Below are 16,339 nucleotides of genomic sequence, written 5' to 3' on the forward strand. Positions count from 1 at the left end.
GTTTGCACCTTCGACAAATCGCCCCATCTCCGCCTCTCGCGCTAACAGGTTGATTCAGTCTAGGCGATCGCACGTGTTTTGACACACCCTCGGCCAGGAGCGGCCATTTACACCGACACAGCAAACGTCCGAAAGCCGAATGGAAACGGTCGCATATCTCAGGTCCGAAACTCCTTGTGGCGCTTCGGCGTCATGCCGACCGCTTTACGATCCTTGAAATCAATTCGTCCACCCGCGACAGAAACAGGCTGACAATCGGAGCCGTATTGCTGGGGCTGTAACCTACGGCCAGCTCTATGGTCGGAACGTCCCCTTCCAGCGACCGGCTCACGACGGACCATGGCATCAGGTTCTGCACATAGGCCGGTATCAGCGTGACGGCACGCATCGAAGCAATTAGCGACATCACCATCGCCGGATTGTCGACGCTTTGCGCGACGTTCACTTCGACGCCCGACCTGGCCAGATAAGCGTCGATCACCTGTCTCAGCACCTTGGCTTTGTCCGCCATCGCGATGAACGGCTCGTGCCGGAGTTCCTCCGGGCGCACCGTTTTGCGTGCAGCCAATGGATGGTCGCTCGGCATCAGCACGACGAGCGGCTCCTTGGTGACGACCTTGTACTCGAGGCCGTATCCGGGCTCGGCGCGCATGAACGCCACGTCGAGCTTGCCGTGCGCCAGTGCGGCGGCCAATTCCGTCGAATAGTCGCTGGAGACGGTAACCTCGATATTCGGCAACTCCTCGCGCAACAGGTGCATCGCGTCAGTCAGCCATGTCATTTCCTGACCGGTCAGAAAACCAAGCGCAAAGCGCGGTTTGGCCGGTTGCGCCGCGCGCCGTGCCGCCTCTACGGCTGCGTTCACGTGAGCTATCGCGAGTCGCGCATGATCGATGAAGGCGTTGCCCGCGTCGGTCAGTTCGACGCCGCGCGCGCTGCGTACCAGCAGTTCCACACCGACCTGATCCTCCAGATCGCGAATTTGCCGGCTTAACGACGGTTGCGAAGTATGCAGCCGCTTTTCAGCCGCCTCCGTCAGGCTGCCGGTCTCGGCGACCGCGAGGAAATACCGCAAATGACGCAGTTCCATGGTTTCTCACCCCATGCCTGTCAGGCATGCCATCCAGCTTCCAAAGTCTTTTTCATCGGCGTAAGGAGCGCATAGATTAACCCCTGTAGCCACTGTCCCTGCCGCGAACGCAAACATCCCATGCGTCGCAGCTATACCTTACAGGAGTTTCTCATGAACAGCCTTCACAGCCCCGTCGTCCTTATCACCGGCGCGCTGACCGGCATCGGCCGCGCCACCGCCATCGCTTTCGCTCGCTCCGGAGCCCGGCTCATCGTCTCCGGCCGTCGCCCGGCCGAGGGCGCAGCCCTCGAAGACGAATTGCGCGGGCTGGGCGCTGAAGCCTTCTTCGTTCAGGCCGACGTTCGCCGTGACGAAGAGGTCCGCAGTCTCGTCGATCAAGCCGTTTCCCGGTTCGGCAGGCTCGACATCGCGGTCAACAATGCCGGCACAGAAGGCACGCCCGGGCCGGTAACCGAGGTGTCCGCTGACAGCTATGCCGCAACCTTCGACACCAACGTGCTAGGCGTGCTGTTGAGCCTCAAGCACGAACTGCGCGTCATGACGGCCCAACGATCCGGCAGCGTGATCAACATCTCGTCGACCTACGGCCACGAAGGTGCGGCGTATGCGGCCATTTACGCGGGCAGCAAGCACGCTGTCGAAGGGTTCACCCGATCGACGGCGCTCGAGGTGGCCAGCACGGGCGTGCGAGTGAATGCAGTCGCGCCAGGACCGACCGACACCGGCATGCTCGACCGCTTTACCGGCACACCGGAGAGGAAAGCGGCGCTGGTACGCGGCGTGCCGCTTGCGCGCATCGGTAACCCGGCGGACATCGCCGCGGCGGTCCTCTATCTGGCGTCCGAAGGCGCGGCCTTCGTGACGGGGCAGATCGTCACGGTCGACGGCGGCAAGACGGCGGGCTGATCCGCGCTTTCTTCCTTCCCATACCTTCTGACGCAGGGAGTATCGAATCATGAACACGTTATCGGGCAAGACCGCGCTAGTGACCGGCGCATCACGCGGCATCGGCCGCGCCAGCGCGCTTGCGCTGGCGAAGGCCGGCGCTCAGGTGCTGGTGCACTATGGCCGCGGCGCGCAAGACGCCGACGCCGTTGTCGCCGAGATACGGCAGGCGGGAGGCACATCCCAGAGTATTGCCGCCGACCTGCGCGCCGCCGATGGTCCACACCTCCTCGCGCAGAGGACGCGCTCGATCATCGGCGGTCGCCTCGACATCCTGGTTGCCAACGCCGGCATCTCCGGCGCGGCGACGATCGAGGAGACGACAGTCGAACACTTCGACAACCTGTTCGCGGTAAATGTGCGCGCGCCGTTTTTCCTGGTTCAGCAACTGCTGCCCGTGATGTGCAAAGGCAGCAGCATCGTGCTGCTTTCGTCGCTGGCCGCGCATGCGGCGCTCGGCACGCTGTCGGCCTATGCGGCCACCAAGGGCGCCATCGACACGCTTGTCAAACATTTCGGCGCCGCGCTCGGTGAACGGGGCATCCGCGTCAACGCCGTCGCACCCGGTGTGGTGCCGACCGATATGTCCAGTTTCGCGAAGACTGGCGCAGGACAAAACTTCGCGATCGGCATTCAGGCGCTCAAGCGCATGGCACAACCAGACGACATCGCCGCGGCGGTGGCCTTCCTCGCATCCGATGAAGCGCGTTGGATCACCGGCGATACCTTGCATGTGGACGGCGGATCGAAGCTCTGATCGCAACGTCGTATCCCAATCTCAAATGGAGAAAAAGTCATGAAGCTATATCACGCCAGCGGGTCGCCCAACTCGCGCCGCGTTCGCATCCTGCTCGCAGAAAAAGGACTCGACATCCAGCTCATTCCTGTCGATCTCGGAACCAGGGCGCAGTTTTCGGACGCCTACCGCGCCGTCAATCCGCGAGTGGTCGTACCGACTCTCGTGCTCGACGACGGCACAGCCATCGGTGAAACGCCCGTCATCATGCGCTACCTCGACGACGCATTTGCGCGGACGCCTTTGTTTGGAACCACAGCGCAGGAAAAGGCGATCGTCGCCATGTGGGAGCGACGCGCGGAAACTGAAGGATTTGCGCCGGTGATGGAAGGCGTGCGCAACGCCGCGGTGGGGCTAAAAGATCGTGCCGTTTCAGGGCCGCACGGGTACGCACAGATTCCCGAACTGGTCGAACGCAGCAAGCGTCGCGTGGCAAATTTCTACGACGATCTTGAGGCGAGACTGTCGAGTGTCCCGTTCGTTGCGGGCGAGCACTACACGGCCGCCGACATCACGACGCTGGTTGCAGTGGATTTCGCCATTCGCGCCTTTGCGATGCCGATCCCGGAGCAGCATGTCGCTGTCAGGACGTGGTACGAACGGGTTTCTGCGCGTCCGAGCGCGGCGGCTTGACGAGTTCTTTAGCACAACGTATCAAATGTGAGCGAGGCGGAGCTAAATATCCGCTTTGTTGAGTTTTGCAGACGTCCGGACCCGGAGCGTGGACAGCTTCAAAGGGGCGTTTTGGTGCGTTCGCCGTCGGCCCGAGTTCGGCCACAAGGCGTCACTGATCGCATGCTTCCGAATGGCCAGTTATCAGCAGCGAAGCGCGGCCTGAATCGCTGCGAATACCCCTCGAATCCGCGCGGCGAAAGAACGCCCGACGCATACGCAGCAGCCGGCATCCTTGAAGGCAGAGGACCTTATTTAAAGCATTCTTCTCAATACATCATTACGCGCAATCAGTTGGTGCTTGATCACCGCGATCAAGTGCAGCATAACCAGTCCAGCCAGCAGTGCGCAAGTTGCACGATGCACCGCGAACAATTCGTCGGTTATCGGGCCTTTGTGGAACGGAGTGTGAATCTTGACCAGACCGACGAACGAATAGCCGTTCGGAACCATCAAGAAACCGCTCGCAAGCACAGCAAAGATCATGACGTAAATCACGGCATGTACGATGCGCGCCAGCGATTGTTGTCTGGCGGACACATCGGGCAGCGCACGCGGCTCGGTCCGGATGAGCTTCCAACCCACACGGAACGGAAAAAGTACGATAAGCACTGTTCCTATTGACATATTGATTTGCGAGAGGAAATCGTGCACGGGTCCATTAGGGATCCGAAGGAGCGAGTAACCCGAGACGCTGGCGTAAATGATCCAGACAGCAAACGTCCAATGGAAAAATCGCGCAACGCCGTCGTAGCGGACCAGATCGGCCTCGCCCGCCGGTTGCTGCATATTGCGCAAGCCAAAGCGAGCATTTTGCGCGATCAAGGTTTGCGGGCTACCCGCACGGGCGCCGGATCGCCCTGCCACTTGTGACATACGGTTCATACGCGTTCTTCCAGTCCGAACTCATTAGGCTGTGTCGGAACGCCGCCATGCGTTCCGCGCATCGCTGATTCATCAGTTGAGCCGTGCCTGGTAGTATCGGCACTCCTGCCGTTGATCAGCGGCGCATCGTACCGACATGGTCGGATCACGTCAACAGAAATGCAAATGACAACGATTTGCATTTCTGTTGTCTTGCGAAGCCTTTTCACGGGGCTTTCGAGTCGAAGCGCTTTGCAGTGCGTCGAGCGAGCCGAGCAGACATAATGAGCTTCCGCTGCTCGGCACCTATCCGCCATCCGTGGCATTTATTCTGGGAGCGAAAACGGGTTGAGCTCTGCCGACCGCGTGGGGTTGCGGTCGGCCAGGAGCGGGCAGTGCCGAGCATGAAGCCAATGTCCGCAATGCGCGCGGTTACGGTCACAGAACACGCGATCGCCGCCGCTCAACCCACTTGACCCGTCCATTTGTCCTCAAGGCGACAAGTCGATGGCCGGGTGACGAAAGAGGGCGCGCATGGGCCATTCACATCGCGAGAATGCTCTGTCCATAGTTGCAGCTTGAAGATGCGAGCGACGCGCGCCATTCCCCTCGTTTAGACGTGCATATCTGGACATTGTCGTAACGGGAAACTTTCCCGACCATCTGCGGAATAACTCCCGCGACAGCCTCATCCGTCGCTAATAAGCTCTTCCCACCAATTACAACTGTAAGGTACGGAGGAGACGTGAGCATACGAAACGGTCGCCGCACGACGGTGGCACAGAAACCCAAAACCAATTCGGCGCCGAAGGCACTTCGTCTGAACGGTATTGCGGTGGCCTTGGTGTCCGCCGGATTTTACGTACCGGCATTTTCGGAAGAGCCCACAGAGTCTGTGCAGCTACCAGTCGTCGAGGTGATTGGAACCACTCCGATTGATGGCCTTGGCATTCCGCGATCCGAGTTCCCTGCCAATGCGCAACGCTTGACCGCGAAGGACGCCGCTGAGCAGGGCACCTCGAATGTCGCCGATTTACTGAACAATAATATCGGCTCGGTCAGCGTCAGCAATGGCACCGGCAATCCGTACCAGAACGATGTGAATTACCGCGGGTTCCAGGCGACGTCTCTACTTGGCGCGCCGGTGGGACTGTCCGTCTATTTCGATGGCGTTCGAATGAACGAGCCGTTCGGCTCGGTGGTGAATTGGGATTTGATTCCCACGAATGCCATGTCGAGCATCAATATTCTGCCAGGCTCCAATCCAATATTCGGTTTGAATACGCTCGGCGGGGCGATCGTTGTGAATACAAAAAATGGCAAGGACGACCCCGGAACGTCGATCAGTGCGTTGGGCGGCTCATTCAGACGGCGCGGCGTCAGCTTTGAGTCAGGCTGGGCGGATGCAACGCACGGCACCGACTATTTCATTTCCGGCAACTACGACAGGCAAGACGGCTACCGGGATTATTCGGGCTCCGAGATCAAGCAACTGTTCGGTAAGGCGCGGTGGCTGGGCAACGGTGGGCAGACCAAACTGGAGTTGTCTGGCGCGCTGGCGGATACGGAACTGAGCGGCACGCAGTCGCTGCCACTGGACATGCTGTCGAATTACCGATCTGCCTATACCTGGCCCGACACCATCTCCAACCGGATGGCACTGCTGAACCTGAAGGCCAGCCACTGGCTGAACGACTCCAACCAGATTGTCGGCAACGTGTATTACCGACACACCAATCTCAACAACTTCAACAGCAATGCCGACTTGGACGACGGTTGCTTCAACGACGACGGCTCATTGGCAACCACCACCAGCGGAACCTCTAAATGCGCCAACCAGGCGCCCGGCGGCACTGCCGTGAACTCCATCACGGGCGCCAATGCGCTTGCTTTAGGCTATGGTCGATGGACCAGTTCCATCAACTCGAGCGTGGTGGAGTCCACGACCCGTCAGGACACGGTGGGCACGTCGCTGCAATGGTCGAATTTCGACAAACTGCTCGGACACAACAATACCTTCACGCTTGGCACCGCATTCGACCACTCGCGCATTTCCTATGATCAGGATGCTTACCTGGCCAGACTAATCGATTACCAAACCGTCATCATCCCCAATCAGGAATACGGTTTTACTGCCAATGGATTGGCGCCGTCTGCCACCAACCTCCCCTCGTTTACCGGCAGCAATGTGCTGAATTCCGTCAATCTGTCGGCCAGCACCAATGACTTCAGTGCCTACTTCACGGACACGTTCCATCTGACCGAGAAGCTAAGCGTCACGGCATCCGGCAGTTTCAACCTTACGACGCTCAGCCAGGCTGGCGCCAACAATCAGTATCTCAATGATGACGGCGGCTATTCCTGGACGGACAGCGTGACCGGCGTGACGTACTACAACCCTGGCTATGTCGATGCTTTTAAGTACAGCAACTCCGGGACCGGCGCGGCTACCAGCCCCAATGGCATTCCGGCCGGCGCCGTTGCGGGACCGGAAACGAAAAATCTTAATGGCTCCCACGACTACCGGCGCTTCAACCCGGCGCTGGGTTTCAACTACAGTCTCAATCCCGCATTGGGCCTGTTTGGTGGCTATAGCGAAGCCATGCGCGCGCCGACCTCGATCGAATTGTCTTGCGCCGACCCGACTAGCCCATGCTCGTTGCCGACGGGGTTCAATGGCGACCCCGACCTGAAACCCGTGGTGGCAAGAACGTTCGAATTGGGCGCTCGCGGAAGACTTGGAAACTCGACGTACTGGAACGCAGCCATGTACGACTCACGCCTCTCCAACGATATTCAATTCATCGCAACCTCAGCCACCTACGGCTATTTCGCAAACGTCGGGAAGACTGAGCGGCGCGGTTTCGAAATCGGCGCTAGCACAAACCTCGGCAAGCTGTTCTTTGCGGCCAATCTCGGCTACGTCCAGGCGCGTTACAAGTCTGAATTCACTACGGCGAGCGGCCAAAATGTGGTCAGCGGCGACACGATTCCCGGTATCCCCGCCAGAACCCTCAAGATCCGCTCGGCCTATGCTGTCAATACGAACCTGTTGCTGGGTGCCGGCCTGATTGCAGCCAGCAGCCAGTTTGCTCACGGCAACGAGAGCAATTCGGACCCGGCTGGCGTGGTGCCGGGCTACGTCGTGTTTAATCTGGATGCACATTACAACCTCACCAAGAACCTCAATATTTCCGCTTATATCAACAACCTGTTCGACAAGCGGTATTCCACCTATGGCCTGTCCGGTACGACCAGCATTTACACTCTGGTCACACAGCAATTCGTTACGCCAGCGGCACCTCGATCTTTCTGGATCAGCCTGACGTATTCATTTGGCGGGAAACGGGCCGACAGGGATTCCAGCTAATTTGCGTAGCGTGAAGGCATGCGTAATATTCCGCTCCATATCATCTGGTCAGGGGAGATGCGATCGAGCATCTTCTCTTTTATATTGGACGTCGCGCGATTAAGGCATTGTGTTGGTGAAGCAAACGCAATGACGGACCGTTTTGTTTCGGTTACATCGCTTTATTGTGTGCGAGTGTCTCATCTCGGTTAGACAGCGGACCGGCGACCAGGCTGACTGAGTGACTCGAAAGGGTCGACTACGGCCGGCCGCGTCAGGTAGCAGTCGGCCAGTCAAAGACTGGTGATAATCAGCTACCGATCGGCGCATTCTTTTCCCACGGCGAACCAACATGAAGCGCAAAATTGCGCTTCATGGGCATTACCCGCTGCCGCCGAAACAAAACCACGCCGCCCTGACCCGCTCTGCAGAGCCCTGCGCGATTCCCTTGATACCGTGTCAGAGTTCACCTGCCGCTTCTCGCAGACACCGAACGCGATCGCCCTCTGGGACAGCCACGCTACGCAACACAATCCATCCAGCGACAGGCACAGCTTTCGCCGCGTGATGCAACGGGTCAAACTGAAGGATGATTGCCCACGTTGAGTTCATTTACTGACGCACGCATCACCTCGATCGTCGCAGCGCCGGTCGCGACAATCCCCGACGCAACACTCAATTCCGCTTGTACGAACACCAGCGAGCCGGCCTGCCTCACGACACGCGAGCGCGCCTCGATGAATGCGCCGGGCCGCACGGCCACGACAAAATGCGTGTCGAGTTGCCCCGTCACGCAGGGCTGCCGCCCGGTTGCTTCCCACGCCACCGTGCTGACGGACTGATCGAGCTGGCTCGCAATCATGCCGCCGTGGATCATGCCCGCCGGATTCGCATGCTCGCGCGTAACGAGCACACCGAATACATAACGATCCGCTTCGCGCCGGCTCCACAGCGGCCCCACGAGCCCCATGAAGCCGCTCCGGGCGTGTTCCCGCCAGCCCGCGTCGATCAGCCGCTGCGTATCGGTTACTTCAATCCAGCGCCTCTCTCTACGATCGATGCCGCGACGTCCGCCGCCGCTTCGCGCAGATCGTGGCCGAGTTCGGCTACACGCACACGCACACGCACACGCACACGCACACGCACACGCACACGCAAGTATGCGTAACCCATCTGGTCGGTCGAGAAGATTCCTTTCCCAATGCAGTCATTTTTTATGAAAACACCACGCACGGCAAATCGCTCTGTCCAACCATCCGGTCCAGTCGACCGAGCCGCGCGCGATTAAATCCCCGTTACCCCGTCCCCCCGAATCGATCCAGCAGACACTGCAACCGACGGTCCTGAGCGTGCAGGATGCCCGGTGTGGAGCGGAGTTCGAGCACGCGTGAATGCCAGTAGTTCTCGCCGAAGAGCTCCATCGATTGGTCCGCGTTCATCGCGACTTCGAGGTGAGCAATGGCGGTGTCGAGGTTGTGGATCGTATAAGGACTCAGGGGTCGCCGCTCCGCCTGAGTCCGGTTCTGCGTTTCTGTTTTTTCCCGATTGGCTTTCTCATGGTCAGCCCGCTTGCCCCACGACGGTCCTTCGTGCTCGTGGGCAAACTGGGTCGGCGATCGACGTCCATCACGGGCGTGCGAGATGGATTTCTCTTGCATCGGGTGGTCTCCTCGTGAGTCAGCCTGTTCGACCGGTCTTGTGCGGGTCGGTCACCCATTACCGTCGAGCACTTTCCGGACTTCGCCGGGCGCGAAGCGGAAAATATTCAGCAGGCTCTTCAAATCGGGACATGACGTGCGCATGGTGGTCTCCCCTCTCCGTCCTAACCGCGACGACTCCATCCTGCGCGGTTCGGGGCGTGGGAAAAACCGGCCATGCCGGGGGAAAAGCGCCTCCAGAAGGCGGCCCCAAAAGCGTCCCCCGCTTTGGGGGGATCGCAGCCTGAAGGATTGCGGGTAGGATGGTTGGGACTTGAAGAGGCGCCGATGGACAACCTGCATTTCCGCCACGTACTGCTCGTAGAGGACGAAGGCTTGACGCGTATTGCGATGAAGAGCCTGATCCTGACCTCAGAGCCGACGCTCGACATCGACGAAGCCGGCTCGTACGCCGCCGCCGTCGAGCGCTTGCAGAACAAGGCTTACGACCTGGTCTTTCTCGACTACCAGATCGGCGACAATCACACCGGCCTCGACCTGCTGCGCTGGCTACAGGAAAACGAGCGCGCGGCGCATGTCGTCATGCTGTCCGCACAGGACGACCGCGAAACCGTGCTGGAATGCATCAAGAATGGCGCCGGCGGCTTCATTTCGAAGGCCAGCGAGGAAGGCGGCGCGGTTTTCCGGGAAGCCCTGCTGACGATCCTGAACGGGCGCGTCTACCTGCCCAACAGCGTGCTTGGCAAAGGCGGGCATACGCCGCAATCTCCGGGTCCGAGCAAGGGGATTCCAATCGACTCGCTGAACCTGCCGCCGCGCCTCGCGCAAACCTTGGGCTTTCTCTTGCAGGGCATGTCGAACAAGGCCATCGCGCGCAAGATGAATATCTCGGAGAACACGGCAAAGGAGTACATCAGCGATTTGCTGAGCCGCTTCAACGTTTCGCGGCGCACCTTCCTGATCGTCGAAATGGCGCGCCGCGGCATTGAAATTCCCGCTGTTGCGCACGCCCCGGCGGCCTAGCACGCGCGGGCCGATTCCCCGGTCAATTCAAGCATGCGCGCAATCAGCAGGTCGGGGGACAATGGCTTGCTGAGCACGCATCGCTCCGGCAACGCCCCCTGCGTGCTGGCCACGGCTTCCCCCGTCACCACGAGGAACGGCACTGGCCGCGCGAAGTGCCCGGCCAGCAGGCGCACGACATCGTGCGCGGTCGACATCTCCGGCAACCGGTAGTCGCTGATCACGAGATCCGGCACCCGCTCGATCGCCTGCAATAGTTCGCCCAGTTCGGTTGCGGAGCGAACCGAATCGAACAGGACACCCCATCGCCCAAAGAGCGCCTCCATCGATGCGCGTACCAGACTGTCGTCCTCGACCAGCAACACGTAGAGACCGCGCAGCGACGACGGCGAGGGTGACGATGCCGCATCGGCGGGCGATATCGCCGCATCCTGGAGCGCGAATGGATCCGCCACCGGCATGCGCACCGAGAAGCGCGACCCTTTCCCCACGATCGACTTCAGTTCGAGACGGTGTCCTTCAAGCAGCGACACCACTGCATTCACGATCGACAAGCCCAGTCCGAGACCTTTCTCGCGGTCCCGTTCCGGGTTGCCGATCTGCACGAACGGTTGAAAAATCGCATCCCAATGCTCCGAGGCGATGCCTATGCCATTGTCGATAACGTCTAGCCTCACATAATTCGGCATGCGAACCAAACCGACGAGCACCGTGGAGCGGCCCGTTTTCGATGGATCCGCATATTTAATCCCGTTCGCGATGAGGTTGCTCAGCACGCGCGGAATCCAGTCGGCGTCCGTGCGCACCCATACGGGTCCTTGCTGCGTCTTTCCATAGCGCAGTTCAACGCCGCGGCTCGTAGCGAACGACGCGAGTTGTTCAACCGTTTCCTCGGTTACGCGACTCAGGTCGACGCTCGTATAAATCGGGTTGACGTGCCCCGATTCGAGCTTCGACAGATCGAGCACCGCATTGAAGAGGCGCGCCGTGAGCACCGACGCCTTGCGCGCCTCCCCAATCAGTTTGCTCGACGCTTCGACGTCGCGCGCATCGAGCGCTTCGGAGGCCGCGGCAAGAAAGAGATTTAGCGCATGCATGGGCTGGCGCAGGTCATGCGCCGCGGCCGCCAGAAAGCGCGATTTCGCGCGGCTTGCCTGTTCCGCGGCTTCGCGCTGCTGCTCTCGCAGCGCGATCAGCGCTTCCGACTTGGTTTGTTGGTCGCGCCGCGCACGCTCCAGATCACGGTGCTTTTGCGCGAGTTCGGCGTTGGCGTTTTGCAGCGCATCGTTGCTATGGGCGAGTGCCTGGACGGCGATGTACCGGTCGCGCACATGGCGCTCGGCGTTCACGTTGACGCTATGGCCCAGAATGGCGACGTTCAGCAGATAGAACATACCCGCCGCGAAGTTGTCCGGCTCGACCGCCTGCGTGACCAGTTGCACGATCACGATCACGGCGATCACGCAAACGGTCAGCATCAATGTGGCCTTGGCCCTCAGACGTAGAAAACCGAACTGATAAAAAAGAATTAAATAAAAGCCGACAAAAAAATGGGTGAAATTGAACGGGCGCGGCGCAAGGACCGTTTGCATCAACAGGCACAGACACATGAACGCCAACCCCAGCAGCAGGATCCAATGCGCAACCGTGTCGCGATGAAATTCGAGCCTGAAGGCCAGCACAATGCCGACGGTCGCGCCAATCGCACCGGCGCAACGAAACGCGAAAACCACCGGAAAATATGGCCGGAACACCGCGCTTTCCTGCGCGAGACTGATTTCCCAAAAGCCGAAGCACACCCAGATCAACGTACCGAGCACGAGCGCCGCGCGGCGGAAATCGGCGAAGCGTCGCCCGTAGTCCTCCGTGAATTCCCGCTCGACCCTGGGGTCCTCGAAGCGCGCGGGCCAGCAAAGAATATCGACCAGCCACGCGCGAACGGCGCCTGGCGCCGCCGAGCCTTTAAGGAATTTCGATTCCGTTTCCGAGGTAAACCTGAATATGCTCATCGCATCTCGCCGGTGTATTCACTGGGTTTGCGAAGCGGGAAGCACGTCGTTCGCTCGGGCGTGCCAGTTCATTCTAGTCGGTCGCTATCGCGCTCACTTGTAAAGTGTCATGCAAGCTTCACTCGCCGCTCGTCACACCCTCGCGATTCAGGTCCATGTCGAGACGATCCGCTTTTCTCATGTCGGGAAACATCAGCATCCACGCGAGCGCGACGACAATCGTCCCGAAACCACCAAGCGCTATGGTGGGGATAGCGCCGAGCAGCGCAGCCACCACCCCCGATTCGAACGCGCCCAACTGGCTCGAAGCGCCGATAAAAAGCGCATTCACCGCCGATACGCGCCCACGCATGGCGTCGGGCGTCACGAGTTGTATCAGTGTCGTGCGAATGTTGACGCTGACCATGTCGCTCGCGCCAATCACGGCAAGGGCGATCCATGCGACGACCGGCGAGCGCGCAAATGCGAAGACCACCGTGAATATACCGAACACAATCACGGCGGCAAACAGTTTGGAGCCGGCGCGCCGTTCGGGCGGAAAGCGTGACAGCGCCAGCCCTACGATGCAAGCACCGATCGCCGGCGCACTGCGGAGCATTCCCAGACCCTCGGGGCCCACCTTCAGGATGTCCCGCGCGTAGACGGGCAGCAGCGCGGTCGCACCGCCCAGCAGCACGGAGAACAGGTCGAGAGAAAGCGCACCAAGGACTACCGGCTGGGACCATACGAAACGGACTCCCGCCCAGACGCGATCCATCCGTCCCTGAGACGTATTTGCTCTGAACGCCACCTGGCGAGCGCGCAGCGTCGTGGCGAGCAGCATCGCGGCAAACCATGCGGCCGCGCAGCCGAGATAGGCGAGCGCCGGATTGATGGCATAGGCGAGGCCACCCACAACGGGCCCAAGGACGACCGCCATCTGCCAGGCCGTCGAACTGAAAGCAACCGCGCGCGGCAACTGCCCTGCGCGCACGAGGCACGGCAGCATGGCCTGCACCGCCGGCTCGGCGAACGCTTTCGCAAGCCCCGACGCCAGCACCACGCCATAAAAGAGCCAGAGCGCACGCCAATGCATCCAGTGCAATGTAAGGAATGCAAACGAGCAGACACATTCAAGCGCGAGGCTTGCAACGATAATCAAGCGCGGCGACAGTCGATCGCATAGCTCACCTGCGGGCAGTGTCAGCAGCAGGGCGGGAATGAACTCCACGATGCCCACAATGCCGAGCGAAAGCGGTGTCCTGGATATGTCGTAGACGGTCCAGCCAACCATGACGGACAGCGCCATCGACGACGCCTCCGCCAGGAACCGCAGGCCCAGGTACGCATGCAGGTCAAGCCGTCGATACGTCATCTCGTGCCCTTTCGTTTCCATCGTCATTCTCCGAAGCCGGGTCGCCGCTCGCGCGAATCAACCTGACTGCTGCCGGAAATGCGAGCATATTGCTCATGTTCGCACCGGAGCCCGCACATGGCTACTCGCATTCCCCGACCTACCGGCGCCATGCGCAAAGCGCCGAAACAAGCACGTTCGAAGGCGACGACCGCCGCCATTCTCGACGCGGCGGCTCACATTCTGGGCGAGCGTGGCTGGGCGTCGTTCACCACGAACGCCGTGGCTCAGGCGGCCGGCGTGAGCATTGGTTCGCTCTATCAATACTTTCCGGACAAGATTGCGTTGATCGACGCCGTGCGTCGGCGGCACTTCGACGAGGTGCTCGCCGTATTGCAAGCAGCCGCCAGACCGGAGATCGCGCGAGCGCGCCGCATCGCAGCACTCGTGGACGGCATGATTGCCGTCCACAGCCGTCATCCGGCCGCGCATCGGGTGTTGATGGAAGAGAGCCCGCGCGGCGACAATTCGCGCTGCGCTCACGATCGCTTCGAGATCGAATGTCGAAAGGCCTATGAGGCGCTGTTCATTGCCAACGCCGGCGGCACGGCGGCGCACGTTCGCGTCGGCGCGCAAGTCCTCTCCGGGGCTTTGGCGGGCGCTGTTCACGAAGCGGCGCGACAAGGCCAACTTTCCTCGCCAGTCCTGCGGTGGGAACTCACTGCGCTAGTGAATGCTTACCTTTCGCGCGCACGGCCGGCGGAATCAGCGAGTGTCAGTATGGATTCCTGACATGTGCATCAAGCAATCTGAATTTCGCATATCAGCCTTTTTAATTTGTGAATTTACGCTTCCGGACGGGATTTCTATACTCGGCGCGAATGCTTGACAACAACGACCGGGAAAGAGATGAAACCTTCCATGCATGACCGTGACGGAACGATCTGGCTTGATGGCGCCTTCGTGAACTGGAGAGACGCGCAACTGCACTTCCTCACCCATTCGCTGCATTACGGAATGGCCGTATTCGAAGGCGTACGCGCCTACGAAACCGCACATGGCGCCGCGATATTCCGGCTGGAGGATCACACGCGGCGCCTGTTCAACTCGGCCAAGATCTTCGAAATGGAAATACCGTTCGATTTCTCGACCGTGCGCGATGCGCAACTCGAAGTCGTCCGCCGTAATGGGCTCAAGGCCTGTTATCTGCGCCCGCTCGCATGGCTCGGCAGCGAGCAAATGGGCCTCGGCGCGCGCGGCAATACGGTGCACGTCGGCATCGCCGCGTGGCCGTGGGGCAGCTATCTCGGCGAGGAGGGTCTTGCTCGCGGCATTCGCGTGAAAACCTCGTCGTATTCGCGCCATCACGTGAATGTCTCGCTGGTGCGCGCGAAAGCCAGCGGTTACTACATCAACTCGATCCTCGCCAACCGTGAAGTGACGCGCAACGGCTATGACGAAGCGCTGATGCTCGACACCGAGGGCTACGTCTCGGAAGGCGCTGGCGAAAACGTGTTTCTCGTGCGCAACGGCACGCTCTACACGCCCGATCTCGCCTCCTGTCTCGACGGCATTACGCGCGCGAGCGTGATGACGCTGGCGCGCGAGGCGAGGCTCGCCGTGGTCGAAAAACGCATCACGCGCGACGAACTCTACTGCGCGGACGAAGCGTTCTTCACCGGCACGGCCGCCGAGATCACGCCGATCCGTGAACTCGATGACCGCGTGATCGGCAATGGCACGCGCGGGCCCGTCACGCAGGCGCTGCAAAGCCGCTTTTTCGATGTGGTCGCCGGCCGCTCGCCGGACCATGCACACTGGCTCACGGCCGTGTACGGCTGATGCGCTTGCGATCGTCTAGCGCGTGACCGGATCGAACATATAGCCCTCGCCGCGTATCGTGCGGATCAGGCGAGGGTCCTTCACGTCGTCGCCAAGACGCTGGCGCAGGCGCGAAATCTGCACGTCGATGCTGCGGTCGAACACATCGGTTGCGCGGCCGTGCGAAGCATCCATCAGATACTCGCGCGAAAGCACGCGGCCCGGCTCGGCGAGAAACACGTTGAGCAGGCGGAATTCAGCGTTCGAGAGCGGCACGACGGTTCCGTCGGCAGCCACCAGATGGCGCGCCGTGAGGTTGAGCTTCCAGTTCGCGAACGCGACTACTCCGGCGGCGCCTTCCGGCTTGCCGCCGCGCGCGCGACGCATGATGGCGTGGATGCGCGCCACCAGTTCGCGCGGGGTAAAGGGCTTCACCACGTAATCGTCCGCGCCCACTTCCAGACCGACCACGCGCTCCATGGGTTCGCCGCGCGCCGTGAGGATGATGATCGGCACATCGGAACTCTGGCGCAGCTTGCGGCACAGTGCGACGCCGTCCGCGTCGGGCAGCATCAGATCGAGCACGATCAGGTCGTAGTCGCTGCGCGAGAGCGCCTCCTGCATCGCGGCGCCGGAAGGCGCTTCGTCAGCCTGCATGCCGAATCCGCGCAGGCTCTCGGAAAGCAGCCCGCTGATGGCCGCGTCGTCTTCGACGATCAGAATCTTCAGGCGCTTTTCCATCATGGTTTTCGTAGGCGATCGGCAGGCGGGAGACA

General features: G+C 60.7%; 14 protein-coding genes. 7 read left to right on the forward strand and 7 right to left on the reverse strand.

What is annotated here, in order from left to right; translation table 11 throughout:
- Positions 1 to 190: 190 nt before the first annotated feature.
- Positions 191 to 1,090, reverse strand: coding sequence for a LysR family transcriptional regulator (locus tag C7402_RS44745; RefSeq protein ID WP_116615112.1), 900 nt, complete (start codon positions 1,088 to 1,090; stop codon positions 191 to 193).
- Between the two features lie 153 nt (positions 1,091 to 1,243).
- Between C7402_RS44745 and C7402_RS44750 the strand changes: the two genes are divergently transcribed.
- From C7402_RS44750 to C7402_RS44760, 3 genes are read left to right on the forward strand one after another with little or no spacing between them, the layout of a single operon-like run.
- Positions 1,244 to 1,999, forward strand: coding sequence for an SDR family NAD(P)-dependent oxidoreductase (locus C7402_RS44750; protein WP_116615113.1), 756 nt, complete (start codon positions 1,244 to 1,246; stop codon positions 1,997 to 1,999).
- Between the two features lie 49 nt (positions 2,000 to 2,048).
- On the forward strand, positions 2,049 to 2,795 hold the full coding sequence (locus tag C7402_RS44755; RefSeq protein WP_116615114.1) for an SDR family NAD(P)-dependent oxidoreductase: 747 nt from the start codon (positions 2,049 to 2,051) through the stop codon (positions 2,793 to 2,795).
- 39 nt (positions 2,796 to 2,834) lie between these two features.
- On the forward strand, positions 2,835 to 3,467 hold the full coding sequence (locus C7402_RS44760; protein WP_116615115.1) for a glutathione S-transferase family protein: 633 nt from the start codon (positions 2,835 to 2,837) through the stop codon (positions 3,465 to 3,467).
- A 294-nt stretch (positions 3,468 to 3,761) separates the two neighbouring features.
- Here the strand turns inward: C7402_RS44760 and C7402_RS44765 are convergent, their stop codons facing one another.
- Complete coding sequence (locus C7402_RS44765; protein WP_116615116.1) at positions 3,762 to 4,391, reverse strand: cytochrome b; 630 nt, start codon at positions 4,389 to 4,391, stop codon at positions 3,762 to 3,764.
- A 724-nt stretch (positions 4,392 to 5,115) separates the two neighbouring features.
- Here C7402_RS44765 and C7402_RS44770 point away from each other — a divergent pair.
- Positions 5,116 to 7,740, forward strand: coding sequence for a TonB-dependent receptor (locus C7402_RS44770; protein WP_244315101.1), 2,625 nt, complete (start codon positions 5,116 to 5,118; stop codon positions 7,738 to 7,740).
- Positions 7,741 to 8,296: 556 nt separating this feature from the next.
- On the opposite strand, the gene C7402_RS44775 is transcribed toward C7402_RS44770, so the two are convergent.
- Complete coding sequence (locus tag C7402_RS44775) at positions 8,297 to 8,689, reverse strand: PaaI family thioesterase (protein ID WP_116615118.1); 393 nt, start codon at positions 8,687 to 8,689, stop codon at positions 8,297 to 8,299.
- 325 nt (positions 8,690 to 9,014) lie between these two features.
- Positions 9,015 to 9,377, reverse strand: coding sequence for a hypothetical protein (locus tag C7402_RS44780; RefSeq protein WP_116615119.1), 363 nt, complete (start codon positions 9,375 to 9,377; stop codon positions 9,015 to 9,017).
- A 327-nt stretch (positions 9,378 to 9,704) separates the two neighbouring features.
- Here C7402_RS44780 and C7402_RS44785 point away from each other — a divergent pair, with 327 nt between their 5' ends.
- Positions 9,705 to 10,400, forward strand: a complete 696-nt coding sequence (locus C7402_RS44785) for a response regulator transcription factor (RefSeq protein ID WP_112174561.1) — start codon at positions 9,705 to 9,707, stop codon at positions 10,398 to 10,400.
- Here C7402_RS44785 and C7402_RS44790 read toward each other — a convergent pair.
- Entirely contained in the window at positions 10,397 to 12,409 is a 2,013-nt protein-coding gene (locus C7402_RS44790; RefSeq protein ID WP_116615120.1) for an ATP-binding response regulator, read from the reverse strand. The two genes, C7402_RS44785 and C7402_RS44790, sit on opposite strands and share 4 nt — an antisense overlap.
- Before the next feature lie 118 nt (positions 12,410 to 12,527).
- Positions 12,528 to 13,784, reverse strand: coding sequence for an MFS transporter (locus C7402_RS44795; protein ID WP_165842134.1), 1,257 nt, complete (start codon positions 13,782 to 13,784; stop codon positions 12,528 to 12,530).
- A gap of 96 nt (positions 13,785 to 13,880) precedes the next feature.
- Between C7402_RS44795 and C7402_RS44800 the strand changes: the two genes are divergently transcribed.
- Complete coding sequence (locus tag C7402_RS44800) at positions 13,881 to 14,534, forward strand: TetR/AcrR family transcriptional regulator (protein ID WP_244315102.1); 654 nt, start codon at positions 13,881 to 13,883, stop codon at positions 14,532 to 14,534.
- A 117-nt stretch (positions 14,535 to 14,651) separates the two neighbouring features.
- Entirely contained in the window at positions 14,652 to 15,584 is a 933-nt protein-coding gene (locus C7402_RS44805) for a branched-chain amino acid transaminase (protein WP_116615123.1), read from the forward strand.
- 15 nt (positions 15,585 to 15,599) lie between these two features.
- Here the strand turns inward: C7402_RS44805 and C7402_RS44810 are convergent, their stop codons facing one another.
- A complete protein-coding gene (locus C7402_RS44810; protein WP_208949103.1) occupies positions 15,600 to 16,304 on the reverse strand; it encodes a response regulator in 705 nt (234 codons plus the stop codon).
- Between the last annotated feature and the right edge of the window lie 35 nt (positions 16,305 to 16,339).

The sequence above is a fragment of the Paraburkholderia unamae genome (assembly GCF_003096875.1).
Taxonomy (GTDB): Bacteria; Pseudomonadota; Gammaproteobacteria; order Burkholderiales; family Burkholderiaceae; genus Paraburkholderia; species Paraburkholderia unamae.